This window comes from Streptomyces sp. NPDC058663, from assembly GCF_042716745.1.
GTDB lineage: Bacteria > Actinomycetota > Actinomycetes > Streptomycetales > Streptomycetaceae > Streptomyces.
The window spans coordinates 143,671-165,225 of sequence record NZ_JBHXRV010000009.1 but is presented as its reverse complement, the minus strand read 5'-3'; the positions used below and the strand labels follow the sequence as shown (position 1 = coordinate 165,225).

24 protein-coding genes are annotated in these 21,555 nt (G+C 67.0%); 15 read left to right on the top strand and 9 right to left on the bottom strand.

The window, feature by feature from the left end; translation table 11 throughout:
* Positions 1-48: 48 nt before the first annotated feature.
* Positions 49-744, bottom strand: a complete 696-nt coding sequence (locus tag ACFWVV_RS09285; RefSeq protein WP_384347911.1) for a class E sortase — start codon at positions 742-744, stop codon at positions 49-51.
* 192 nt (positions 745-936) lie between these two features.
* Entirely contained in the window at positions 937-1,695 is a 759-nt protein-coding gene (locus tag ACFWVV_RS09280; protein ID WP_384347908.1) for a DUF881 domain-containing protein, read from the bottom strand.
* A 415-nt stretch (positions 1,696-2,110) separates the two neighbouring features.
* On the opposite strand from ACFWVV_RS09280, the gene crgA reads away from it, so the two are divergent.
* The gene (gene crgA, locus ACFWVV_RS09275; protein ID WP_384347786.1) at positions 2,111-2,368 is read left to right on the top strand and encodes a cell division protein CrgA; all 258 of its coding nucleotides are present in this window, start codon (positions 2,111-2,113) and stop codon (positions 2,366-2,368) included.
* Positions 2,369-2,675: 307 nt separating this feature from the next.
* Here crgA and ACFWVV_RS09270 read toward each other — a convergent pair whose 3' ends face one another.
* Both ACFWVV_RS09270 and ACFWVV_RS09265 read right to left on the bottom strand, forming a co-directional pair.
* Complete coding sequence (locus ACFWVV_RS09270; protein WP_384347783.1) at positions 2,676-3,590, bottom strand: rhomboid family intramembrane serine protease; 915 nt, start codon at positions 3,588-3,590, stop codon at positions 2,676-2,678.
* Between the two features lie 19 nt (positions 3,591-3,609).
* On the bottom strand, positions 3,610-4,137 hold the full coding sequence (locus ACFWVV_RS09265) for a peptidylprolyl isomerase (RefSeq protein WP_384347780.1): 528 nt from the start codon (positions 4,135-4,137) through the stop codon (positions 3,610-3,612).
* A 354-nt stretch (positions 4,138-4,491) separates the two neighbouring features.
* Here ACFWVV_RS09265 and ACFWVV_RS09260 point away from each other — a divergent pair, with 354 nt between their 5' ends.
* On the top strand, positions 4,492-5,202 hold the full coding sequence (locus ACFWVV_RS09260; protein WP_384347778.1) for a DUF5324 family protein: 711 nt from the start codon (positions 4,492-4,494) through the stop codon (positions 5,200-5,202).
* A 189-nt stretch (positions 5,203-5,391) separates the two neighbouring features.
* Here ACFWVV_RS09260 and ACFWVV_RS09255 read toward each other — a convergent pair whose 3' ends face one another.
* Both ACFWVV_RS09255 and ACFWVV_RS09250 read right to left on the bottom strand, forming a co-directional pair.
* Positions 5,392-6,351, bottom strand: coding sequence for a hypothetical protein (locus ACFWVV_RS09255; RefSeq protein WP_384347775.1), 960 nt, complete (start codon positions 6,349-6,351; stop codon positions 5,392-5,394).
* A 738-nt stretch (positions 6,352-7,089) separates the two neighbouring features.
* On the bottom strand, positions 7,090-7,929 hold the full coding sequence (locus ACFWVV_RS09250) for an NTP transferase domain-containing protein (RefSeq protein WP_384347773.1): 840 nt from the start codon (positions 7,927-7,929) through the stop codon (positions 7,090-7,092).
* A gap of 44 nt (positions 7,930-7,973) precedes the next feature.
* Here ACFWVV_RS09250 and ACFWVV_RS09245 point away from each other — a divergent pair, with 44 nt between their 5' ends.
* Positions 7,974-8,402, top strand: coding sequence for an NUDIX domain-containing protein (locus ACFWVV_RS09245; RefSeq protein ID WP_384347770.1), 429 nt, complete (start codon positions 7,974-7,976; stop codon positions 8,400-8,402).
* Here the strand turns inward: ACFWVV_RS09245 and ACFWVV_RS09240 are convergent.
* Positions 8,397-10,220, bottom strand: a complete 1,824-nt coding sequence (locus ACFWVV_RS09240) for an SUMF1/EgtB/PvdO family nonheme iron enzyme (protein WP_384347767.1) — start codon at positions 10,218-10,220, stop codon at positions 8,397-8,399. The genes ACFWVV_RS09245 and ACFWVV_RS09240 overlap by 6 nt on opposite strands.
* 103 nt (positions 10,221-10,323) lie before the next feature.
* Entirely contained in the window at positions 10,324-10,761 is a 438-nt protein-coding gene (locus ACFWVV_RS09235) for a pyridoxamine 5'-phosphate oxidase family protein (RefSeq protein WP_384311926.1), read from the bottom strand.
* Between the two features lie 678 nt (positions 10,762-11,439).
* Between ACFWVV_RS09235 and ACFWVV_RS09230 the strand changes: the two genes are divergently transcribed.
* From ACFWVV_RS09230 to ACFWVV_RS09215, 4 genes are all read left to right on the top strand, one after another.
* Positions 11,440-12,018 (top strand): hypothetical protein, encoded by a 579-nt coding sequence (locus ACFWVV_RS09230; RefSeq protein ID WP_384311927.1) that lies wholly within the window; start codon positions 11,440-11,442, stop codon positions 12,016-12,018.
* 3 nt (positions 12,019-12,021) lie between these two features.
* The gene (locus ACFWVV_RS09225) at positions 12,022-13,137 is read left to right on the top strand and encodes an MAB_1171c family putative transporter (RefSeq protein ID WP_384311929.1); all 1,116 of its coding nucleotides are present in this window, start codon (positions 12,022-12,024) and stop codon (positions 13,135-13,137) included.
* A gap of 23 nt (positions 13,138-13,160) precedes the next feature.
* Positions 13,161-14,348, top strand: coding sequence for an amidohydrolase family protein (locus ACFWVV_RS09220; RefSeq protein WP_384311930.1), 1,188 nt, complete (start codon positions 13,161-13,163; stop codon positions 14,346-14,348).
* Between the two features lie 120 nt (positions 14,349-14,468).
* On the top strand, positions 14,469-15,023 hold the full coding sequence (locus ACFWVV_RS09215; RefSeq protein ID WP_384347765.1) for a hypothetical protein: 555 nt from the start codon (positions 14,469-14,471) through the stop codon (positions 15,021-15,023).
* Between the two features lie 40 nt (positions 15,024-15,063).
* On the opposite strand, the gene ACFWVV_RS09210 is transcribed toward ACFWVV_RS09215, so the two are convergent.
* Complete coding sequence (locus tag ACFWVV_RS09210) at positions 15,064-15,930, bottom strand: helix-turn-helix transcriptional regulator (protein ID WP_384347762.1); 867 nt, start codon at positions 15,928-15,930, stop codon at positions 15,064-15,066.
* A 345-nt stretch (positions 15,931-16,275) separates the two neighbouring features.
* Here ACFWVV_RS09210 and ACFWVV_RS09205 point away from each other — a divergent pair, with 345 nt between their 5' ends.
* The 8 genes from ACFWVV_RS09205 (at position 16,276) to ACFWVV_RS09170 (ending at position 21,503) form a co-directional block, all read left to right on the top strand.
* Positions 16,276-16,590 (top strand): transcriptional regulator, encoded by a 315-nt coding sequence (locus tag ACFWVV_RS09205; protein ID WP_384311935.1) that lies wholly within the window; start codon positions 16,276-16,278, stop codon positions 16,588-16,590.
* The gene (locus tag ACFWVV_RS09200) at positions 16,590-16,964 is read left to right on the top strand and encodes a hypothetical protein (protein WP_384311936.1); all 375 of its coding nucleotides are present in this window, start codon (positions 16,590-16,592) and stop codon (positions 16,962-16,964) included. The genes ACFWVV_RS09205 and ACFWVV_RS09200 overlap by 1 nt, the downstream gene beginning before the upstream one ends.
* A gap of 57 nt (positions 16,965-17,021) precedes the next feature.
* Positions 17,022-17,609, top strand: coding sequence for a WhiB family transcriptional regulator (locus ACFWVV_RS09195; RefSeq protein ID WP_384311938.1), 588 nt, complete (start codon positions 17,022-17,024; stop codon positions 17,607-17,609).
* Positions 17,610-18,030: 421 nt separating this feature from the next.
* Positions 18,031-18,891: a hypothetical protein gene (locus ACFWVV_RS09190; RefSeq protein WP_384311940.1), complete on the top strand. Its 861-nt coding sequence runs from the start codon at positions 18,031-18,033 to the stop codon at positions 18,889-18,891.
* 2 nt (positions 18,892-18,893) lie between these two features.
* Entirely contained in the window at positions 18,894-19,622 is a 729-nt protein-coding gene (locus ACFWVV_RS09185) for an ATP-binding protein (protein WP_384347760.1), read from the top strand.
* Positions 19,622-19,972: a DUF4326 domain-containing protein gene (locus tag ACFWVV_RS09180; RefSeq protein WP_384311943.1), complete on the top strand. Its 351-nt coding sequence runs from the start codon at positions 19,622-19,624 to the stop codon at positions 19,970-19,972. Before ACFWVV_RS09185 ends, ACFWVV_RS09180 begins: the two co-directional genes overlap by 1 nt.
* Positions 19,969-20,388 (top strand): DUF6195 family protein, encoded by a 420-nt coding sequence (locus ACFWVV_RS09175; RefSeq protein ID WP_384311944.1) that lies wholly within the window; start codon positions 19,969-19,971, stop codon positions 20,386-20,388. The genes ACFWVV_RS09180 and ACFWVV_RS09175 overlap by 4 nt, the downstream gene beginning before the upstream one ends.
* On the top strand, positions 20,388-21,503 hold the full coding sequence (locus ACFWVV_RS09170; RefSeq protein ID WP_384347757.1) for a DUF2637 domain-containing protein: 1,116 nt from the start codon (positions 20,388-20,390) through the stop codon (positions 21,501-21,503). Before ACFWVV_RS09175 ends, ACFWVV_RS09170 begins: the two co-directional genes overlap by 1 nt.
* The last annotated feature ends 52 nt before the right edge of the window (positions 21,504-21,555 follow it).

The window sequence follows — 21,555 nt, the reverse complement described above, 5'->3', positions numbered from 1 at the left end:
TCCCGTTCGGTGGTGACCAGACTAAAGGGCGCGCGCAAGCGTCCGGGCTCAGCCGCCCAAAGCGGCCGGCCTGCCCCTGCCCACCGGCTGTGTGGCGTCCAGGTGCGCCCAGGCGATCAGCCGGTGGCTGCTGCCCCACTCCGGCTCGCAGGTGGTGAGCGTCAGATAGCGGCCGGGCCCGTCGAAGCCGGCCCCTCGAGGGACCGGGTCGACGACCCCGACGTCACTCGGCACCGTCCGGTACGGCTTGTTGGTGATGCGGTACGTGAACCACGTCGTGCCGTCGTTCAGTACGACGGCATCCCCGGGCCGCAGGGCGGGGAAGTCCTTGAAGGGGTCGCCGTAGGTCCTGCGGTGTCCCGCGACCGCGAAGTTTCCGCTCTCGCCGAGGCGGGCGGTGCCCGCGTAGTGGCCGAGACCCTTCTTCAGGGTGGCGGTGGAGGTGCCGTGGAGGACCGGCCAGTCCCACTCCTTGCCGAGCCGGGGGACGTACATCACCGCGAAGGGCTTTCCGTCGCGGTACGCGGGCCCCGGGGGCGGCTGGGCCGACGTGGTGCCCGGGGCGGGGGCAGGGGCCGCCGGCCGGTGCGCCCACTCGGCGCGCAAGGAGTCGATCTGTCCGTCGGAGGCGCCCGCGGCCCGCACCCCGGTCCAGAAGATCACGTACACGACGAACAGGACGATGAGGGCGCCGGCGGTGATGCAGATCTCGCTGAGGGTGCGCACGACCAGTCGCGCGGACAGCCGCACCGGCGGACGCACGGACTCCCGCACCGGCATGGCTGCCCCCCTCACCGCGCCGCGCGTTACTGCTGCATCGCCGGCGGTGATGCAGATCTCGCTGAGGGTGCGCACGACCAGTCGCGCGGACACCCGCACCGGCGGACGCGCGGACTCCCGCACCGGCATGGCTGCCCCCCCTCACCGCGCCGCGCGTTACTGCTGCACGGGCTTCGCGTAGTGGAGATCCACTGTGCCGGAGTAGCCGGGCAGAGTCATCGCCTCGTGCTCGTCGACTTTCCAGCCGAGACCGTACGCCTTGACGTACAGCTGGTAGTTCTGGAGCGCGGGCGAGGCGGCCAGGGACTTCTTCAGACGGCCGCGGTCGCCGACGGCGGTGACGGTGTACGGCGGGGAGTAGACGCGGCCCTGGAGGATCAGGGTGTTGCCGACGCAACGGACGGCACTGGTGGAGATGAGGCGCTGGTCCATGATCCGGATGCCCTGGGCGCCGCCCTCCCACAGGGCGTTGACGACGGCCTGCAGGTCCTGCTGGTGGATGACCAGGTCATTGGGGTGCGGCTTGGGGTAGCCGGGGTTGCCGGTGGCCCCCGGCGGGGCGTCGTTGAGAGTGACGGTGAGACCCTGGCCGGCCAGCTTCTGGGTGCCCGCGGCCTTCTCCAGGGCGCCCAGCTCGGCGTCCTCGGCCTTGGTGCTGCCGTCGTCGCGGCGGGCGAGGGCGTCGACCTCCTTGCGCACGATGCCGGTGGCCTTCTCCAGCTCCTGGTTCTTCTCGCTGCGCTGACGGGTGAGGTCGGACAGCTTCAGCAGGGAGTCGTCGGTGCGGATGTTGGTGCCCTTGGCGGTGCTGAAGCTGGTGATGAAGATCAGCCCGGCGAGGGCGAAGACCCCAGCGGTGAGCAGCTGCACTGGGCGCAGCCGGAACCGCCGCCCGGCAGGGGGCGCGGGGAGCAGGCCGGCGGACCCGTCGGAGGGCTGCCCCGGTGCCACGTCTTCGGACCCGTCGGAGGACTGCCCCGGTGCCACGTCTTCGGACCCGTCGGAGGACTGCCCCGGTGCCACGTCTTCGGACCCGTCGGAGGACTGCCCCGGTGCCACGTCCGGTGACCGGCCCGGGGTCCCGTTCAGGGCTTGGTCCACGGGCTGGTCCGGTGACCGGTCCGGGGCCTTGTCCAGGGCCCCGTCCGGGGACTGGTCCGGGGCGTCGGCAGAATTGCTCATACCCTTATCTCCTTCGACGCCGCGGAAGCACTACGCTAACGGACGCCCGGGGGAGGCAGCGTGCTCCCGTCGGCTCCCGCCCCTGCCCCTTGGCGTCACGCCACAGTTCCCTGCGCGGTCACGCAGCGCATCGACAGGAGAGTCCCTCGTGCCGAAGTCACGTATCCGCAAGAAGGCCGATTTCACGGCTACGCCCGACCCGAAGAAGGCGACAGCGATCAAGCTGACGAACCGCAGCTGGGTCGCCCCCGTGATGCTGGCGCTGTTCCTGATCGGTCTCGCCTGGATCGTGCTGTTCTACGTGACGGAGGGCAGCCTGCCCATCAAGAGCCTGGCGAACTGGAACATCGTGGTCGGCTTCGGCTTCATCGCCGCCGGCTTCGGCGTCTCCACGCAGTGGAAGTAGCGCCTCTCCCAGGCATCTCCGGGCCCGTGGCGCAAGCCCTGCCCAGAACTGTCCACAGCGTTATCCACACCTGAGGAAAAGTTACGACGATCTGTGGATAACTCTCACGCTGTTGACGCCAGTGTGATCGCATCCTCACCCCACACCCCCTCTGACGCCCCTTGTCCTGGCCGGGAAAACCCAGCTCAGCGACAAGGGGCTCAGATGTTCCCCGGCTTCCCCACAGCATGCACAGCTTTGGCCACGCGCTGTGGACAACGGGCGCGGAAACGGGTCGGAAGTCCGTTCCCCCACAGCCCTCGGCGGATCAGAGGGTCAGCGAGGCCGTTCTGACCAGCACGGTCACCAGCACCGCGACGAGGACCAGCCCGAAGACCCCGTACTGCACCAGAGCCCGCTTCTCGCGCGGCGCCTGCACCAGGCCGAGCGCGAGGACCGCGCCCGCCACCAGACCGCCGACGTGTGCCTCCCAGGCGATGTTGCTGCCGCCGAAGGTGAAGATCAGGTTGATCACCAGCAGGGCGAGCACCGGCCGCATGTCGTAGTTCATGCGTTTCATCAGTACGGCGGTGGCACCGAGCAGTCCGAAGATCGCACCGGAAGCGCCGAGCGAAGGCTGGTTCGGTGCGGCGACGGCATACGTCAGCGCACTGCCCGCGAGCCCGGACAGTACGTACAGGGCGAGGAACCTGGCCCGCCCGAGAGCCGCCTCCAGCGGTCCGCCCAGCCACCACAGCCCCAGCATGTTGAAGGCGATGTGCCAGATCTCCTGATGCAGGAACATCGAGGTGAACAGCCGGTACCAGTCACCCGCGGCAACGCCCTCGGTGACGAAGTACGGCGGAGCGGGCCACCCTCCGATCAGGAAGAAGTCACGGACGATCCGCTCACCGGTGTCCGGGAGCAGCACCACAGCGAAGACCGCAAGGTTCAGCCCGACGAGGATCTTGGTGACCAGCCGGGGGTCGCCTGCGCGCAGGGGGCTGCCCACGACGTTCCGCGGCCGGCCGGCGCTGGGCGGGTGGCCGGTCCCCGAGCCGTCGCGTACGCAGTCGGGACACTGGAAGCCCACCGAGGCATCGACCATGCAGTCGGTACAGATCGGCTTCTCGCAACGGGTGCACCGGATGCCGGTCTCCCGGTCGGGGTGCCGATAACAGTGCGGCACCGCTCCTGCTGCGTCGGCGGGCTGCTGGTCCGGGCTTTTCGGCGGCTGCTCCATGCGGACCATTGTCGCGATGTCAGCGCGTCTGGACGACGACTGTCTCCAGGACGATGTCCCGCACCGGGCGCTCGGTCCGCGGATTGACCTCGGCGCGGACGATGGCGTCCACCACCCTCCGGCTCGCCTGGTTGGCGACCTCGCCGAAAATGGTGCGCTTGGTGTTGAGCCAGGTCGTCGGCTCCACCGTGATGAAGAACTGCGAACCGTTGGTGTCCGGGCCCGCGTTGGCCATCGCCAGCAGGTACGGCTTGCGGAAGCTGAGCTCGGGGTGGATCTCGTCCGCGAACTCGTACCCGGGGCCGCCCAGGCCGTTCCCGAGCGGGTCGCCGCCCTGGATCATGAACCCGCTGATCACCCGGTGGAAGATCGTGCCGTCGTAGAGCCTGTCCTTGGTCCGGGCGCCCGTCGCGGGGTTGGTCCACTCCCGCTCGCCCCTGGCCAGTTCGACGAAGTTGCGGACCGTCTCGGGTGCGTACTTCGGCAGCAGCAGAACGTCGATGTCGCCCTGACTGGTCCTGAGTGTGGCGTACAGCTGCTCGGCCACGGTCCTGCCTTCCCGCCGGAGTCCCGCGCCCGCCGGAGGTGCTCCGCCGGGCTCGGGCCGATCCTCCCACGGAGGCCCGCGGCACCGTTCCGGCCGGATGGGTTCAGCGAGGGTTCACCCCACCGATGACCGGCATTCTTCGGACGAGTCCGCACCGAACCGGCGCGCGAGGACGCGAAGCGTGGCATTGTCGTCCGGAGTTCCCCTTGCACCGTATTTGCCCCACGGTCGGCATCCCTGGCCGTGCATGACCCGGATGCCCGGCCGCACGTGCCGGGTTTGCTCTCGCCGGGCATGATTTCGATTCGGGTGGAAAGGCGCATAGCCGAAGCGCCACCGAGGAGGAGGATTTCCGTGACCCGTAAGGACAGCGTGCGCCACGCGACCAGTACGGCCAAGGACAGCGTGCGGCACGCCGCCGAAGTGGTGGCGCCCTACGCGGGCACGGCCAAGGAGACGGCCGTGCACTACGCGCACGAAGCCCGGACACGGCTCGCGCCCCGGGTTTCCCACGCCACCCAGCAGGCGGCGGAACAGGCCCGCCAGCAGTACGGGGCGCATCTGGCCCCCCGGATCGAGCAGGCCCGCACCCATGTGCCCGCTCGTGTCGACGAGGCCGCGCAGAAGGCGGCCGTCGTGACGAGGAAGGCCGCCAAGCAGGCCGCGGACTACACCGTTCCGCGCGTCGAGCATGCGGTGGCGGTGGCTCAGCCGGTGCGCGAGGAGGCAGCGGCCCGTTCCGCAGCCGCGCTCGCCGCGCTGCGCGGGCAGGTCACCGCGAAGGAGGTCCAGAAGCTGGTGCGCAAGCACGAGCGCCGGGCCCGCTCCGGCCGTCTCGCCAAGCGCCTCGCGGTGCTGGGTCTGCTGGCCGGTGGCGCCTTCGCCGCGTGGAAGTGGTGGGACAAGCAGGCCAACCCGGACTGGCTGGTCGAGCCGCCTGCCGCCACCGAGGTCCACGACCGGACGCCGCTGACCTCGGTCGACGGCAGTGCCCAGGCCGACCTCGACCCCGAGGTGCAGGCCAAGCAGGCCGAGGCCGAGGCGGCGGACCCCAAGGACCGCTGATCACCGGCCCGCCCCCCGCATCACCAGAAGAACGAGCAGTAAAAGCAGCAGTACAGGTAGTACAAGCAGTGCAAGCAGTGCAAGCAGTGCAAGCAGTGCAAGCAGTACAGGAACGTGCGAAGACCCTCCGACCCGATGAAAGTGCGGGTCGGAGGGTCTTCGCGTGGGCCGGCCCGGCTCCCCGCAGGGCTACGCGCTTCCCGTGCCGGCCTTTACGATCTTCGCCACGAAGAAGCCCTCGAAGGTCTCCGTCGGAGCTACCCGGACCGCATCCGTGAGACGCGGGTCGAACTTCGTGCCCCGCCACGAGGTGACCCCGGGCAGGAACGACGGCTCGGAGAAGCCGAGCGGCTCCACGGTGAGATCCGAGTGGCGCTGCAGGATCTTGCTGACCGGGAACTCGTTCTCCTCGGGGCTGAGCGTGCAGGTGGAGTACACCATGACGCCGCCGGGCCGCAGCAGCCGGTAGGCGGCGCTGAGCATCTTCGTCTGGAGGAACTTGTACTTCTCGATGCGTTCCTCGGACCAGTACCGCAGCGTCACCGGGCGGCGCAGATCGACCCGGCCCTCGCCGGAGCACTGCACGTCCAGCAGAATCCGGTCGAACGAGTCGGCCGGAAGGGACTTGTCCAGGTACTGCGCGGGGTGCGTGGTCAGTTCCGTGTACTTCACGCCGTACACCTCGGCCAGTTCGCCCAGCTTGCGGGCACGCGGAGCCGCCGCGTCGTTGAGCCAGAGGCTGCAGTCGTTCCCCACCCGGGCCGCGACGTGGAATGCCTTCCCGCCGGGGGCTGAGGCCACATCGAGAATGCTGTCGCCGGGGCGCGCGGAAAGGGCCACCGGCGGAATCAGACTGGACGCGTTCTGCAAATAGACGCGGCCTTCGTGGGCCATCGGCAGAATGTCGTCGAAACCGTCGTTCTCGGGCCAGAGGAAGGTGTGCTCGCACCAGTCGACCGGAAAGGCCTTCGGAGCCTTTTCCCGCACCACGCGCAGGGTGTCCTGGTAGGTGCCCTCGTCGAGGAGGCGGTTGACGCGGATCGCGGTCGGCCTCGCCCCCTTGAAAAGGTCCTTCACCTGGGCCGGGCGAATCCGGAAGACCTCCGCCATGCGCTTCTCGAACTGCTGGACCGTCCGCGCGTTGGACACGGCTGGAGCTCCTGTCGTATCGGCCCGCGAAGGGGGAATTCGGGCTGACTGCGCGGGGTGAGCCTCTCATTTTGGCATCAACCCGCCGGGACCGTCCAACGCCCTTCCTACGGGCGGACCGGCTCCAGAAAGCGTCGCGAAGGCTTCAGGACGCGCGAGAACCCTCGGGAGCCGAGCACCGGGCAGGCCACCTCGGGGATGCGCTGCCGGACGCGGTCCGGCCCCCGTTTCCGAACGGCACTCCGTAGCCATGCGGCGCCCGTAGCCATGCAACGCCCCGTACCGGAAGGCGGTCCCCTCGACCACAGGACCCACTGCCCTCGCCGGAACTCCACTGGGCTCCGTGCTGGCCACGGTGCTGCCGCGATGAACGCTGAGAGGCCCCCTGACCGGTGTTTCCACAGGTCAGGGGGCCTCTCGGGGGTGGAGCCTAGGAGATTCGAACCCGAAATTGTTACCTCTCTGACCTGCGGAAACGCCGGAGAATCGGACATTAGGCCCTGTTTCCATCCTCCTGCGTCCTGCTCTGTCCGCCTCGATCAGGCTCCCGTGCTGACACGTCAGCACGGCCCCGGCACACGTTGCTGAAGGAAATCTCCAGCTCCGATCAAGCCCTTACACACCTTGCCATACAGGCGATAAGCGCACTGACCGGCGCTACTTGCGCCAGCAAAGTGCTGCCTGTCACCCGCAAGCGGTCCTGTTGGCGTCAGCACGGGCCCTTGCCCGCGCCTGGGGTCAGTGGCCCGGCACCAGTTCCCTCGTCGGACTCGGGACGCCGAGATCCGTCAAGGGCTGCCTACTCGTTACCACGTCAACGCGATGCGATCTCGCGTATGAGGCCAAGGCCAAAGAGAACTTCGGCTCGCTGATCGTGCTCTGAGCCACTGCCGCAAGGTAGCGCAGCAGCCTCGGCGTGACTCTCATCCTCCCTTGAAGCAGCCGGAGATTGGCGATGCCGCACTCCGCCTCCAGCCGGATCGTCTCGTCTCGGTCAGGCTTCTCGACCAGCCCCACCATCCTCTGCACTGGGCCCTCGCCGGTGCAGAGGATCACTCCGTGGCTGCTTGCCGCGCCGGCGTCAAAGGGTGCGGCCAGCACCGCCGGGATGGCTGACGGGGTCGCTGTGACGAGCGCGGAGAGCGCTGTATGGGTGGGGTCCACGTTGTCAGCAAAGACCACGTAGAACTCCCCGGTGCGCAGGTGTTCGGAACCGTTCAACACGGACGTGACATCGGCGTATCGGCCGCGTTGGGCGATGAAGTCGACTTGCAGGTGGTCGGCGGCTCGGGGCTGAGCCGGAAGCTGGTTCGTGAGGCTCCGGTAGCGGGCCAAAGCCCCTGGAGCGAGGACCTGGCGGGTCCAGTCGATCAGCGGCGTGTAGTACGGGTGGTGGACTACCACGGCGCGATCACTCCCGATGGCAGCGACCTCATCCACGATGTGCGCGAGGCCCGGCCGGCCACAGACAGGCCGCAGCTCCTTGGGCAGGTACGGTGACCAACTGCCTACGCGGGTGCCCAATCCCCCGGCGGCGATCACCACGGGTGGCACGGCGGAGGTTGACGGCCGTTTCATCGGTGTCTCCTTCGGGCCGGTCCCCCGAGCGATAGCGTCGGCGGATGCATACACGTGTGACGGGCATCGTCATCGAGGACGACAAGATCCTGGTGCTCAACCAGGACACCGACGGCCCCAGGACCTGGTCCCTGCCTGGCGGCAAGGTCGAGGACGGCGAGGCTCTGGAAGAGGCGCTGAGCAGAGAAATGAAGGAGGAGACCGGCGCCGAGGTTGAAGTGGGCCGGCTGCTGTACCTGTGCGACAACACGAGTGCTCACGTCGTTCACATCACCTTCGAGGCCCGCATCGTGGGCGGAGAGATCGGAGCGGTCAAGGAGGGTGCGGACACGCGCCCGATCCGAGGCGTCGAGTTCGTGGCGCTGGACGATCTGCCCGACCGAGGCTTCAGTGACGTGTTCGTGAAGCTCTGCCGGGACGGGTTCCCGGGCGCGGGTTCGTACATGGGGCCGAAGTCCGCGATCGGCCTATAAGCCCAGCGAACTGATCAGCAACCGGTCGAGTCCGCCTGGCGTGGTCCGGGCGGACTCGTTGACGGCGTCGACCCACTGATTGAGCAGGTGCGCCAGCTCCCATGCTCCGAGCCGGGCGGCATCGGTGGTGCGGGGGTCGCGCACCAAGCGAACCCCAACGCCTCGTGACGAGCCCAGCAGGTAGCGCGAGCGGACAGCCGACACGGCATCTTCGGTGCTCGGCGTGTTCCAGGCGGCACCGAACAGGTACCGCTGCATGGGCTGGGATGCGGGCAGCGCGGGGCCATCGCCACACCAGATCTGAACGTTGCCGATCAGGTGGTGAATCTCCCGATCGCCAAGGCCGGGTTCCACCACAGGACAGCTGTCGCCCACGACATAGCCGCTGTTGTACGCCCGCGCTCCTTTCGTGGCGGCCAAGGCTTCGGCCCGGCTGGGTAACCGCGCTCCGAACCATGCGGCCGCGACGGCCGCCCCGATCCACGTGACCCAGTACGCGGGATGGGACTCGTATCCGCGGCTGACCCGCCAGCGCCGATCGGCCGGGTCGTGGTGGAGTCGTCCACCACGTTCGTGGGGCATCGGGCACACCAGGAGATTGGTACCGAGCCGGGAGTTCACTGCCCCGCCCGCGTGCAGCATGGTCAGCAGCTCGGCCATTTCCGCGTTAGTGACCAGCAGATTGCGCCACTGGGCCTGCCCTACTGGCCTGTAAGCCGGCTTGGCCATCCTCTGGGGAGAAGGTTGGGGGCGGACGCGGCGGTTGGGCCGGGGCACGGGTTCGTGCACCTCGTACTGATCGTCACCTGCGAGCCACTGGGTGACGGTCTCGGTCACTTCGGGGTCGAGCTGTTGGCGGGCCTGGGCGACCGTCTTCTCTACCGCAGCGCTGACGAGGTCCACCACACCGGCGGCCAATTCGGCGACCAAGGTGTCCTTGCGTCCGGTGGTCGCGAAGGTGGTGTCCGTCGCAGTCGTGGTGCCAGCAGCGTTAGGCGACTCGTCGGCCGGTTCCGGCATTCCGATACCGAGGAACTGGGTGAGGCCCACTTCTGTACGTCCGGGATCGCTGACGTGCTGTTCGTACGGGATGACCAGGCGGGGACGGCGGGACGGCTCGTCTCCGTCGGAGAGGGCGCGGGCGAGCAGCAGCGAGTTCACGACGATCAGCCGCCCCAAAGCGGTGGCCGGATCGGGATCGTCCTGCGGAAGGAGCGGGGCGAAGACCGTGCGCCACCTGGGTGCGCGGGCCGTCGCGGCAACCTGCGCGTAGCGGTCGCCGTAGCGCCACCGGTCCCAGAGCCGACCTCGGGCGAACGAGGAAGCGATCCCGATGGGCGCCCGGGTCAGGACGACGGCCGGCGATTCAGGCAACATGCCCAGCACGGTGTCTGTGGCGAAGAAGAGATTCGTCTCCTTGACCAAGTGCCGGGGTTGCCCGTGCAGGTCGCTGAGCGCGCACAGGAGATGGTGCCAGCCCAAGCCGCTGAGTCCGGTTCCCTGAAAACTCGGCGGCACGCGGTTACCAGGCGACAACGGGTGTTCGCGACCGAGCTGCTGGCGGAAAGGCTCGTTGTGTTGCGGCATTGCCCCGCGCAACGAGTCGGACAGCCAGTTCGATCCGACCCTCTCAAAGATGCCGAGGGCCAGCGCGGGTGGCGACGCTGGCCTTCCGTCCTGCTCGTTGAGGTGGGCGGCCAGACGCACGACGATGCTACGGATAGTGCCGTCGGGCAGAGCCGCGCTCAACACGGGGTGCGGCTTCGCGGGCGGTAAGGGTGCCGCGCCGGGGTCCGTCTGTTCGTGACTTGTTGTCATGACCCGCAAACGTAGAGCCACTTCGGTCACTCACCCCTGAGGAAAACTCAGGGCTGAGTAACGCTCAGGGTCTGCATATGCCTATGTCGTGGGTCGCTTGACGCTACGCAGCGGCCTGGGCTGCCTGGGGTCGGGCGCCCAAGGTCTGGCCCAGTGCCCGTTCTACCGAGACCAGGATGACGACCCGCTCAGGGTCCGGGGCTGGCGTACGGCCATATCGCTTTCCGTAACGGGCAACCGCGTCTTCGACCACAGCCTCGTCGGTGCACACCTCCGCCACCCCTTCGAGCGTGGCCCACCGGCCTCCGTCGACCTGGCACAGGGCCACGCGGGCTTCGCCCCCACCCGCGAGAATGTTGGCCACTTTACGACTCGATTTGCGGGTGATAACTCGGGCCACTCCAGCGGCGACATCCACCGTCACACCGACGGGCACGACATGCGGTCGCCCATTGGGCCGCAGCGTGGTCAATGTGCACAGATGGTACTCGTTCCAGAACTCCAGGTAACTGTCCGGCTGGGCGGATATCGCGTTCGACATGACTGAAAGCGTAAACGCCTTAGTTGCCCGAACTGCCCCAGAGTGACCGCCACCACACCCCCTCCGATCAGCCACTTTGTCCATTTCGCGGGCGTTTGCGAGAGTGCCCGTCCCACTTAAAGTCTCAGGTTAATAACGGAGTCACCCAGAGACTCGTGAAAGTTGATCCGTTCACGCCAGACCGCAAAGCCCCAGTTCAGAGCCTCGTACGGGATTGAACAAGGTTGATTTACATCGCTTTGACCGGTCGAAGTTACCTGCCATCTACACGAATCGATCATGACTTTCAGGCCATGCCTTGTCGGAAGCGTCACGTACTGTCCAAAGAGGTTCCCGGGAGCTCCACGGGGCGGCCCCGCTCGGGGCGTCAGTGCGTGTTCACGTACGTGACATCCGAAGCGACGGGACGGCCTGGATGCCTGGCATCCCTCCCCCCTCCAAGGGGGTTTTGTGGGGCGCAGGCGCAGCCGCCTGCGGTCGCTTCCGGCGCCGGGAACCGGACGTCATCGACATGGGCGCGGTGTCGCCTGGCTCGGGGAGCCATCACCTGCCGGTTGGAGGGATTACTCAGTGTGGTCGTATAAGAGTGGTCGAGACTCGGCGGAGTCCAAGGTTCCCGCTCAGGACGGAGTCAACCGCCGACGCCTTGGGCGCTGGCGTTCAGCCGCGGCCCGGACGGTGGAGAAGGATCTGCACCGTCTGATTCGTCGGGAGCTGCAAGACCTCGGGGTCACTCCCCCGCTCGACGTTCACGACCTTTGCGAGAAGCTGAGCCGGCGGCGCGGGCGTCCTCTGTTTCTGCGTGCAGCTCCGCTGCCCAAGCCCGGCCCCTCGGGGATGTGGGCCGAGTACGACACCTACGACGTGATCCTGTACCAGCAGGAGACGACCGAGCTGCACCAGGATGGAATCATCCTGCACGAGGTCGGACACATCCTCGTGGCGGAGAACGAGAGGGCAGCCGAGGATTCCGCCCGCGAGGTGGAGACGGATACGCCGGATACCGCCCCTGATGAAGACGCGGCGGCCGTCGACGTGGAGGGGTGGGCCACCCTGCTGCCGGTCTTCGGGACTGAGGCGGTCAAGCGTGTCGCCCAGCGTTGCTCGTACGACGACGGCGAGGAGTGCTCCGTCGAACTCGTGGCGACGATCATCCTGGAGTGGTCGGCCCTGCTCGCAAACTCCACTCCTCCGGCTGATGATCCCGCCCTGCGCCGGGTTGAGGCGGCTCTTGGCGACCGGCGAGGATGGCTGTAACTCGTGGAACTCCTGCTCCTGGGGCTCCTGGCCGCACTGGTCTGGAAGCTCTACCAGTGGAAGCGAAGCCCGCATGACGCACCTCTTCGCTCGGTCACCCTCTGCCTGCTCTGCGCTGCGCTCTCGTACCCCGTAGCGATGCCCGGCGGCGCGTCCGGAGTCGACACCGTCGCCGGCCACGGGACGGCGAAGCTGATCCAGAACGTGCTGTTGCTCCTGACGGTCTACTTCCTCATGTGCTTCTACCTCTACTCCGCTGCTGACGAAGAAGCGGGGCGTCGGCGGGCACGCAGGGAGGCCGTGCTCGTCGGGGTCGTCGCAGTCGCGATCACCGTGGCTGCGGTGTCGGTGCCGCACGAGGTCTTCACCGGCAGCTTCAGCACAGCCGACATGACGATTCCCCAGATCGCCTTCTTCTACGGCGGCGCTGGCCTCTACCTCATGTATGCCCTCGGCATGGCGTTTCGGTGGACTCGCCAATACGCCCGCATGTCCCGACGCCCGCACTCCACCGGGCTCTGGATGACCGCCGTCGGTCTGGGAGCGATGGCCGTAGCGTGCGCGATTCGAGCCGTCATCGTCGCCGTTCGCTCAGCAGACGTGGATGTGCCCCATCCCCTTATGGCGGCCGTGGCCTTCCTCTTGGTCGCATCCATCCTGCTGTTCGCCGCGGGTGTCACCTATTCCGGAGCCCGAGCGCGAATTTCCTCCCTACGTCTCTGGCTTCAACACCGGCGTGATCACCGTCGCCTCGCGCCTCTGTGGGAGTTGCTGGCGGAGGCGTATCCGGACAACGTGCTGAGGCCGGCGTCCTCTGCTCCGCTGGACCGATGGCGGGCCCGTGGCGTGCACCGGCGCTACCACCGCCGCATCGTGGAGTGCCGCGACGGCCTGGTGGACATCAGCCCGTACCTGCTGGACGAGGGTGACGACAGCACAGTCCTCAACATCGACTCCGCCGAGCTTGCCGCCCGGCTCCGCCGGGCCTCCGCTCGGATCGAGAAGGGGGCCCCTGCGCCCCGCCGCGCGGTCCCGCTCGCGATGGCGCTGGGGAGCGACCGCGAGTCGGATGTGAAACAACTGATTGCGGTATCCGACGAACTGCGCGCAGCCGCATGACCTCGCAAGATCAAGGAGTCACGATGCTGATTACCGGTGGACGAGTGCTCGTCGAGTCGGGGACCTACCTGGAGGACGGGGCCGTTCTCATCGAGGGCGACTCGATCTCTGCCGTCGGTCCGCGCAAGGAGATCGAGGAGCGGGCCGGGGCCGACGTGCCTCGATTCGAGTTCGGCGGAACCGTGCTGCCGGGGCTCATCGACGCTCACGTTCACCTGGCCTTCGATGGCGGGCCTGATCCGGTTTCCACCCTCCAGGGCTCGACGGATGAAGCCCTGTTCGAGGACATGCGGCGCCGCAGCGAACAGCTCCTGCGCAGTGGCGTCACCACCGTCCGCGATCTCGGCGACCGCGGCGGACTGGCGCTTCGTCTGGCTGCGGAAATCAATGATCGGCGTACACCAGGACCGAGGATCGTCTCCGCGGGCACCCCGGCGACCACCGTGGGCGGACACTGCCACTTCCTCGGCGGCGAAGTCTCCGGCGAGACCGAGATCCGCGAGCTCGTACGGCGCAACCTCGCGGCCGGGGCAGGCGTCATCAAGGCGATGGTCACCGGCGGCGGCCTCACGAAGGACGGCCCCAGGAGCCACCAGTCTCAGTTCACGGCGGAGGAACTGTCCGCCCTTGTGGAGGAAGCACACAAAGCGGGCGTGCCTGTCGCGGCCCATGCGCACGGTGCCGACGGCATCGCCTCAGCCGTAGAGGCCGGCGTCGACACCATCGAGCACTGCACTTGGATGTCGAGCGATGGCCTGGATTTCCGGCCCGACGTGGTTCAGCAGATCATCGCGAAGGACATCACCGTCTGCCCGGCCGTAAGCCCGCACTGGCAGATGCTCCCGCGCTTCTTCGGCGAGGAGCGCGCCAACGCGATGTTCGACCTGGTGCGGCAGATGGCCGACGCCGGAGTCCGCCTGATCGCGGGGACAGATGCAGGCGTGCAGCGTGCTGGCTTCGACGGGCTTGCTCAGGCCCTGTCGTTCTACTCGCACCTGGGTCTGTCGAACGCCTCGATCATCGACATGGCGACGTCGCAAGCGGCTGCTGCCCTGGGCCTGGGCGAGATCACAGGGAAGGTCGCTCCCGGCTACCGAGCGGATCTCCTCCTGGTGGACGGTGACCCGCTCGCGGATCTCTCCGCACTGAGCGGAGTCCAAACCGTGTTCGCCTCCGGTCTGCGCCATGAACCGAATAGCACGGGACAGTAAGAACCTCACCCTGGTGCCCTGTTCCCTGACCCTCGCGGGTCCGGAGAACAGGGCACCAGTGCCGCTCCAGGAACAGTTGGTGATTCGATGCGTATTAGGTCGGCTTGTACCGTAGGCGGCATGTCTGTGGATATTCGTACTGTATTGCGTAAGCAGGAGGATGAGCTGCGGCACTTTCGCCGGGACCTGTTCTCTACGGAGCCGGCTGATAGCGGACTGGCCTCAGTACTGCCCAAAGAGATGCTGGAGCAGTTGCGGGCGGAGGGAAAGACGGTGCCGCACCGCTTCGGACCGGTGCGCTCGGTGACCGACCGGCATGCTGTCCTTACCATCGTCGGGGACATCATCGACCAGGCCGTACTCCTGGACCGCCCTGGCCATGAAGGGGCTGTGCTGACACTGTCGGTCGCCGCGCGGCACAAGCAGCTCGGCACTCGCCAGGCAGTTGACCCGGGGGAGGCGCGGGCCTGGGTGGAAGCGATCGTGGGCCCCAAGTGGCTGCCGCACTTTTACTCTGCTGGGGCCCTGAGCGGCTCCACTGCGGGCGAGACCTCGCCGTCGAGGCCGCTGACGACGCAGTACTTCTACCTGTTCCTCGGCGCGGACGGTGTCCCGCACGGTGAGCCAGAACATCAGCTCGGCGTGCAGTTGACCCCGCTCATCCATACGCCCTGACGATCACCACAGTCCAGGTCGAACGTCGCCTGATGCGGCACTAGTTGTTGGTGCTTGGACCGGCCTTCTTGTCCAGTTCGCTGGCCAGGTCGTTCAGGATCGAGAGGACATCGGCCGGCAGGCCCTCGGCGCTCATTCCGCGGGCCCGGACTCGGCCCACCTTGCCCTGCTTGGCAGCCGACATGAGGCGGAGTCCTTCGTAGACCTGCCGGGCGACAGACTCGTTCGGCTCGAAGTACAGCTTGGAGACGTCGAAGAAGTTGGCCAGACCTTCGAGGACCACGGGCACCGGTGCGTCGTCTCCACCCGTCCGCAGGGCCTCGATGTCCTCGGCCGATGTGACCTGGGAGCCCGCGTAGGCATTCACCGAGTCCGCGATCTCCTGATCCCCCGGAGCGGTTCTGCCCGGGTAGGAGCGCTCCAGCAGGAGAGTGATCTTCTCAGCCAGCGTCTCCGGCACCTTCTCGGCCTCGGCGGCGTCCTCGTCAGCCTCTCCGAAAGACCGGTCCTGGGCACGCTTCAGCTCGTCCTCGGTCACCCCATACGCAGCCGCCAGGAGAGGGACGTACCGCTCCTTGAGCCGTCGGACGCCCTGCTCAGCTCCAGCCACCGGCCCATCGCTCTTAGTTCCGATGACCGCCCGCGTCTCGTACCGGTAGAGGCCGGCGTCGCACCGTAGGTCGGTCAGATCGGGCAAGCCGTCGCGCGGGAACAGGTCGTCCAGATCCCGGTTCAGCACCCTGGCGAGAGCAGGCAGCTTCTCTTGATCGGGTGTCGTCGCTCCCGACTCCCACCCCGCCACGGTCGAGTCCGCAGCACCGAGGGCGGACGCCACGTCGGCCTGCGAGACGTCCGCGGCTCGACGTACCGCACGCACATGTTCTCTGTCGAAACGGCGAGCTGGCATCGGACCTCGTTTTTTGGGTGACCCGAGGAATCCTCGGACTGTTGACTTTTGATGCGAACCAAGATAGCTTCATCTTAGCGAAAAATGAGGGGGTTCGCACCCCTCTCAGCCTTCGCACACCTGCGGTTCGCATCTTGGACCGACTTGGTGGAGAGGAGCTACCGCGCATCACTCGGGTGCGCTGCCTCCCCTCAAAACGCCATCGGCGTCCGAGAGTTCGCACCTCTCGGACGCCAGACAGCTCGTGATCCGCGGCCCCCGACAAGGGCACTGGTCACTCGCACGGCCACTCCGTGTCCTTTCGCACGGCACGACGGAGCGGCATACCACATAAAGGAGTGTCGCATGTCCCCTACTACGGACTGCAACCCGAAGGTGGAGATCCCTTCAGGCCCGGCCGAACGGCTGGCGGCGCAACTGGCGTCCATGCTGCCGGAAGCCGCTGTCGTACAGGTGCGTCTCCAGGGCCCCCGGACCCTGTGGCCCCACCTTGGACTCACCGCCGTGAACGACCGCGGACGCACCCTTCGCGTTCCTCGGGCGAAGGCGCTCACCATCGCCCGGTGGATCATCCGCTCGTTCCCTCATGCCGGATGGGCGGCATCCGGTGGGCACGCCTTCGACCTGCGGACCGCTGAACTGCGCGGGCTGGAAGCGTGATGGCGGCGGTGGCACCGGCGAATGCGGGCCCGGCCGTGGACTTGCAGGGACTCGCGACCGTGGTCGGCCTCTTGGCTCAGGCCGGCGGTCTGGACGCCCTGTTGGGCAGTCAGGCTACGGACTCCCGCGACAAGCGACTGCACATCGGTTACAGCGAAGCCGCTGAACGGCTGAACATTCCGGAAAAGTGGCTCCGTGAGCGCATATCGACGCTCCCGCACCGGAAATTCGGGAAGTTCGTTCAGTTCACGGAGGACGACCTCCACGCGATTTCCGATATGCATTTCGTCAGCCCTGGCGCAAAGACCCCACGGGATGACGAGTCGGCACTGATGGCGCTTCAGCCTTCCAGGCGCTCTCGTAAGCGTTCCTGATCTCCTCTCGCGCCCGGTTGCAACAATTCGCGGCGCTGCGAACATCGCGAGACACAAATGAGCACTGACATATTCAGCCTCATTGAGGCTGCGCGCCAGGGAAACTGGCTGCCCCTCATGGAGGAGTCGAAGAAGGCTCCGGGTAAGCACTGGGCCGAATCTGCCCGTTGCGGGAATCAGGACATCAATATTTTCGTCCCTCTCGCAGACGGACCGAGAGAAGATCCCGAATTGGTGAAAACCAAGTTGGGAATCTCCCTAAACCGTCCTCGTAATCTCTGCGCGTCATGCCCGTTGGCCGTCGCCGCCAGGTGTCTGGTGGAATCCCTCAAGGATGACGACGAGTACGGAATCCGGGGCGGCCTTCTGGCTTCGGAGCGTTCAGAGCTGCGGCTTGCATGGCAAGACCGGGACATTGAAAAAGCCGTAGAAGGCGCGCTTCGAGGGTGCACCGCTGCCTTGACCAAGCCCGCCCGGGACGCCGTAATTGCGCGCTTCGCCACTGATCCCTCACTGGACGCTGCCGCCGTCGCTCGCGGCCTCGGGGTAACGCACGATTACCTGCTGAAGCTCGCCCGTCGCTACCGAAAGTCGCAGGCCGGGCGGGGCACGCCCTCGGTCCACGTCGTCCCAGACGCGGCCTGACGCTCCCCCCGAGGAAACGATTCTTCCGCACGGCGGACCCTGCGTTCACGGGAGTTCACCCCATGCTTCAGAACAGCCCCTCCGGATTTCGACGCGCAAATATCAGTGCCGCGATCCGTGAGATTGCACCTACAGCCGCACTCGTGCGGGTCTATCCCGAGCGCCGGTCTGTTACCCACCTCTTCGAATCGGACTTCTACCGCATGCTTATCGACCGCAGGACCGAAGAAGAAGTGGCGCGCATGGTCAGGCGCGGATTCAGCAAGGTCGCAGACTGGCGTCTTGCCCACGATTTCTACCTTCCTACCGAAACGCTGTACCTCACCCCAGAGCCGCACCAGCATGGCTACATCCCGGAGGACGACCACTCTTTCGGCCTTTCCTTGCACCGTCGCATAGCAATAGTTGGCGGTGAGCACTGATGAGCGACAAAGCAACCGAACTGATCTGGTCGCAATCAAAGTCGTGCAGGGGTTCACGCCTCGTCATGCTGGCCCTGGCCCGTGAGGCGGACGACGACGGCAAAGCCACGCTGACCCTGGACGAAATATCCACGCTCACTCGTCTTACGCCTCGCTCGATAACGAAGTGCCTCGGAGAGCTGGCAAAGCTCGGGGAACTCAGCCACGAGCGGGGAGGGGGAGCGTCCAACCCGAACACCTACTCGATACTGCTGTGCAGCAATGGCGTTGGCCGTGTCGGTTCAGAGAAAGAACTTCCTACTCCCAACCCTGAAGATTCAGAAGAGGGAACCAGGTTCCAGGAACTTCTCTCCCAGAACTCCGCTCCGGAAGCCGGAAGTGGGAAGTTTCAGCACACAGACTTGGAAGTTTCTTCCTCGCGCGTACGTGGTGGTAGTACTCCCTACGGGAGTACTACCACCACCAAAGAGCAAGCTAGCTTGCTGGGGTCACGTCGAGAGAACACCATCGCCAAGCAGGACTCGGTGAGGGTTCCCGACGGAGCCAAGGACCTGGTAACAGCCATAACAAGCGCTGGAATGCTCGTCGGCTGGCGACTGACCGAATCAGAATGGGATCGGGTAACAGCTCTCGCAGCACGTTGGGGAAATGAACGGCTGGTCGAGATGGTGGCGCGGCGATGGAACGCCGACCGCCCGCCAAAGTCCGCCCGCTATCTGCTGCGTATCTGGGCTGATCTGCCCTCGCACGCTCCCGCAGCAGCCTCCCCGGGGAATGTCGTGCCGTTGCGTCGGCAGTCCGGAGGCTGGATTCCCTTTCAGAACACCGCCGCCCCCAGCGCTTACCAGAACGGATTTTGATCATGGCAGAGCCGGAACGCGCGGGCAGCGCCAGGTCGATGCGCGCCATGGAACGAATACTCGCTGCGAAAGGACTTCAGGCCGTGCCGGACGTCAACCCCGCCGACGAGGCAGCGGAAGAGAACCCGGGAGACCGCGAATGGCACTGCCGGGCTCGGGCCGACTACGCCGTGAGCCGCTGGCAGCGGGCAACCCCTCCCCGCTTCCGTGATGCCGAGGCCACGCTGCCGGAGGTCATCGGCTGGGCTGACCGGGCACTCACGGACAACGCTGCCGCTGGCGCTCTGCTCCTCACCGGTCTCACGGGGACGGGCAAGACGCACCAGGCATACGGGGCTTTGCGGAGGATCGCGGCCGGCGGACCGGACCGGTTCGAGCTGATCGCCGTGAACTCAGCGGACATGTACGGCAACCTGCGCCCGTCACAGGTCATGGGGGCAGCAGAACACGAGCTGCAACGGCTCAGCCGGGTTCAGTACCTGCTCCTCGATGACCTCGGCACGGCTAAGACCTCGGAGTGGACCGAAGAGGTCACGTACCGGCTGATCAACTACAGGTACAACCACTGCTTGCCAACGATCATCACGTCCAACCTTCCGGCCCGTGATGAGAACGGCCCGGACCTGAGCGACTTCGTCGGGGCCCGCGTGGCGAGCCGCCTGGCCGAGATGGTCACGACCCTCGTGCCGATGATCGGCGCCGACAGGCGCCGTGGCGGGAGGGCGGCCTGATGCCTGTACGCCTCTGCGGAGCACCCCGCGACGCCGCAGCTTTGTCCACAGCCTGTGCATACGTCGGCCCCCGCAGCCGGTACGCGAACCCGTTCACAACCGGGGTTCGGTCCCCGCTCGGTCCCCCGATGGACGCTGCGGAGTCGGTGGACCTCTTCGAGGCCACACTCCGGGGCCCGGTCGGACGCCACTACGCCGCTCGCTTCGCCCGAGCGCTGCGCGGGCTCCACCTGATGTGCACATGCCCCCTCGACGCTCCGTGCCACGCGGACGTTCTCCTTCGTCTCGCCAACGAGCCCGGCGACGGCGCCGCACCCCGCACTACCGATCTTCTGGAAGGCCTCCGATGAGTCACCCGATCATGTTCGCTGCGGCCAAGCACCTCACCACCGCAGAGGAGCGGCGCAAGACCGCTCGGGAGGCCGCGTTCCGCTCCTGGGGTCCGAGGTCGATCACCGCAGCGTCCAAGTACGCACGCACCCTCCTGGGGGACGCCGCAGTCACGCTCGACTGGGAGGTGTTGGGACTTCTCAGCTTCGAGGAACACCTGCAAGCCTTCGCGTCGCTCGACACGACCGGAGGCCAGCACCTGGAGCTGTACTACACCGATCACGGCGGCACAGAACGAATCTCCCTGCGGGTGTCGTGCGTGAGCTGCCCGAGTCAGCACGTGCACGAGGTCACGTCTCTGGAACAGCTCGGGCAGCTCCTCTCGCAGACCCCGGCCTGGCAGGACATCAGCCCGCGCGACGGGGGCAAGCTCTGATGTCACACGCGCACATAGACACGGCGGAAGCCGAAGGGCAGGAGAGCTACAGCCTGCGCGGAATGACGGCCTGGGACCGCAGTGCGATCATCCTGCTCGGCGCGGCCGGCTTCGCCTTCTCATACGACGCACTGCGTCAGATCGCCCTCGCGATCCACGCCAGGGAGACCTTGTCCTACCTGTTCCCGGTGTTCATCGACGGGTTCATTGCCTACGGCGTGCGGGCGATCGTGCTCCTTCGGCACCAGCGGTTCGCCGCACGGCTCTACGCCTGGTTCTTGTTCCTCGCGGCGACCGGGGCGAGCCTCGGCGCGAACGCTCTGCACGCCATCACGTTGAACGATTCTCCGCAGGCCGGACGGTCCGCGCTGCACCTCACGGACAGCGTCGTCGGTGTGCTGTCGATGCTCGCGCCCCTCGCACTGGCCGGATCGGTCCACCTCTACATCCTGATGGCGCGGACGGCTGAGCGGGCGGTCCCGGACCGGGCCGCCACTGGTCCCGGACCGGTCCGCGAGGAGTCTCCGACGCTCGAACGCGTCGCGGTCCAGCAAGGTCCTCGTCCGCTGGAAGTACCGGCTTCGATGCCTCCACGACCGTTGACAAGCGGTTCGTCCGCGCCGCAGGTCGCCGCCACAGCGACCGTTGACCTGCGGAAAGCCGAGCCCCACCCCGACGTAGAACCACGTACGGAGGACGCCGCGTCTCATCCGTCCGCGGAAGCGGGCGGAGAGGAGACGGAGGGTAAGAGCGCGGACGGACCGGACGGCGGACCTGCGGACCACCCGCCGACCACAGCAGTGCCGGAGAGCACGGAATCCTCTGAACCCACGGCGGTCCGCACCCCTACGGACGGAGAAAAACCGTCCGTCCCGGACGACGCGGAATGCCCACAGGACCGGGAGGCGGACGACGACTGGTTGGCAGAGCTGCTGCCAATCGCGCGAGCCGCCACCGAGCGGGCCGGACGGACGAGTCGTGAGGTTGTAGGGGACGCCGTCCGCAAGCACCAGGCGATCAGCAACGACCGTCTTGGTGTGCTGCTGGCCCGGCTGAAGGAAGAGGACGACGAGAGGGCGAGGACACCCGCCGCTGCCTCCAGCGCCCTCTGGTGATCTCATCTCATGACGGGCCCGGGGCCTGTGTGGCTCGCGCCGTGCAGGCCCC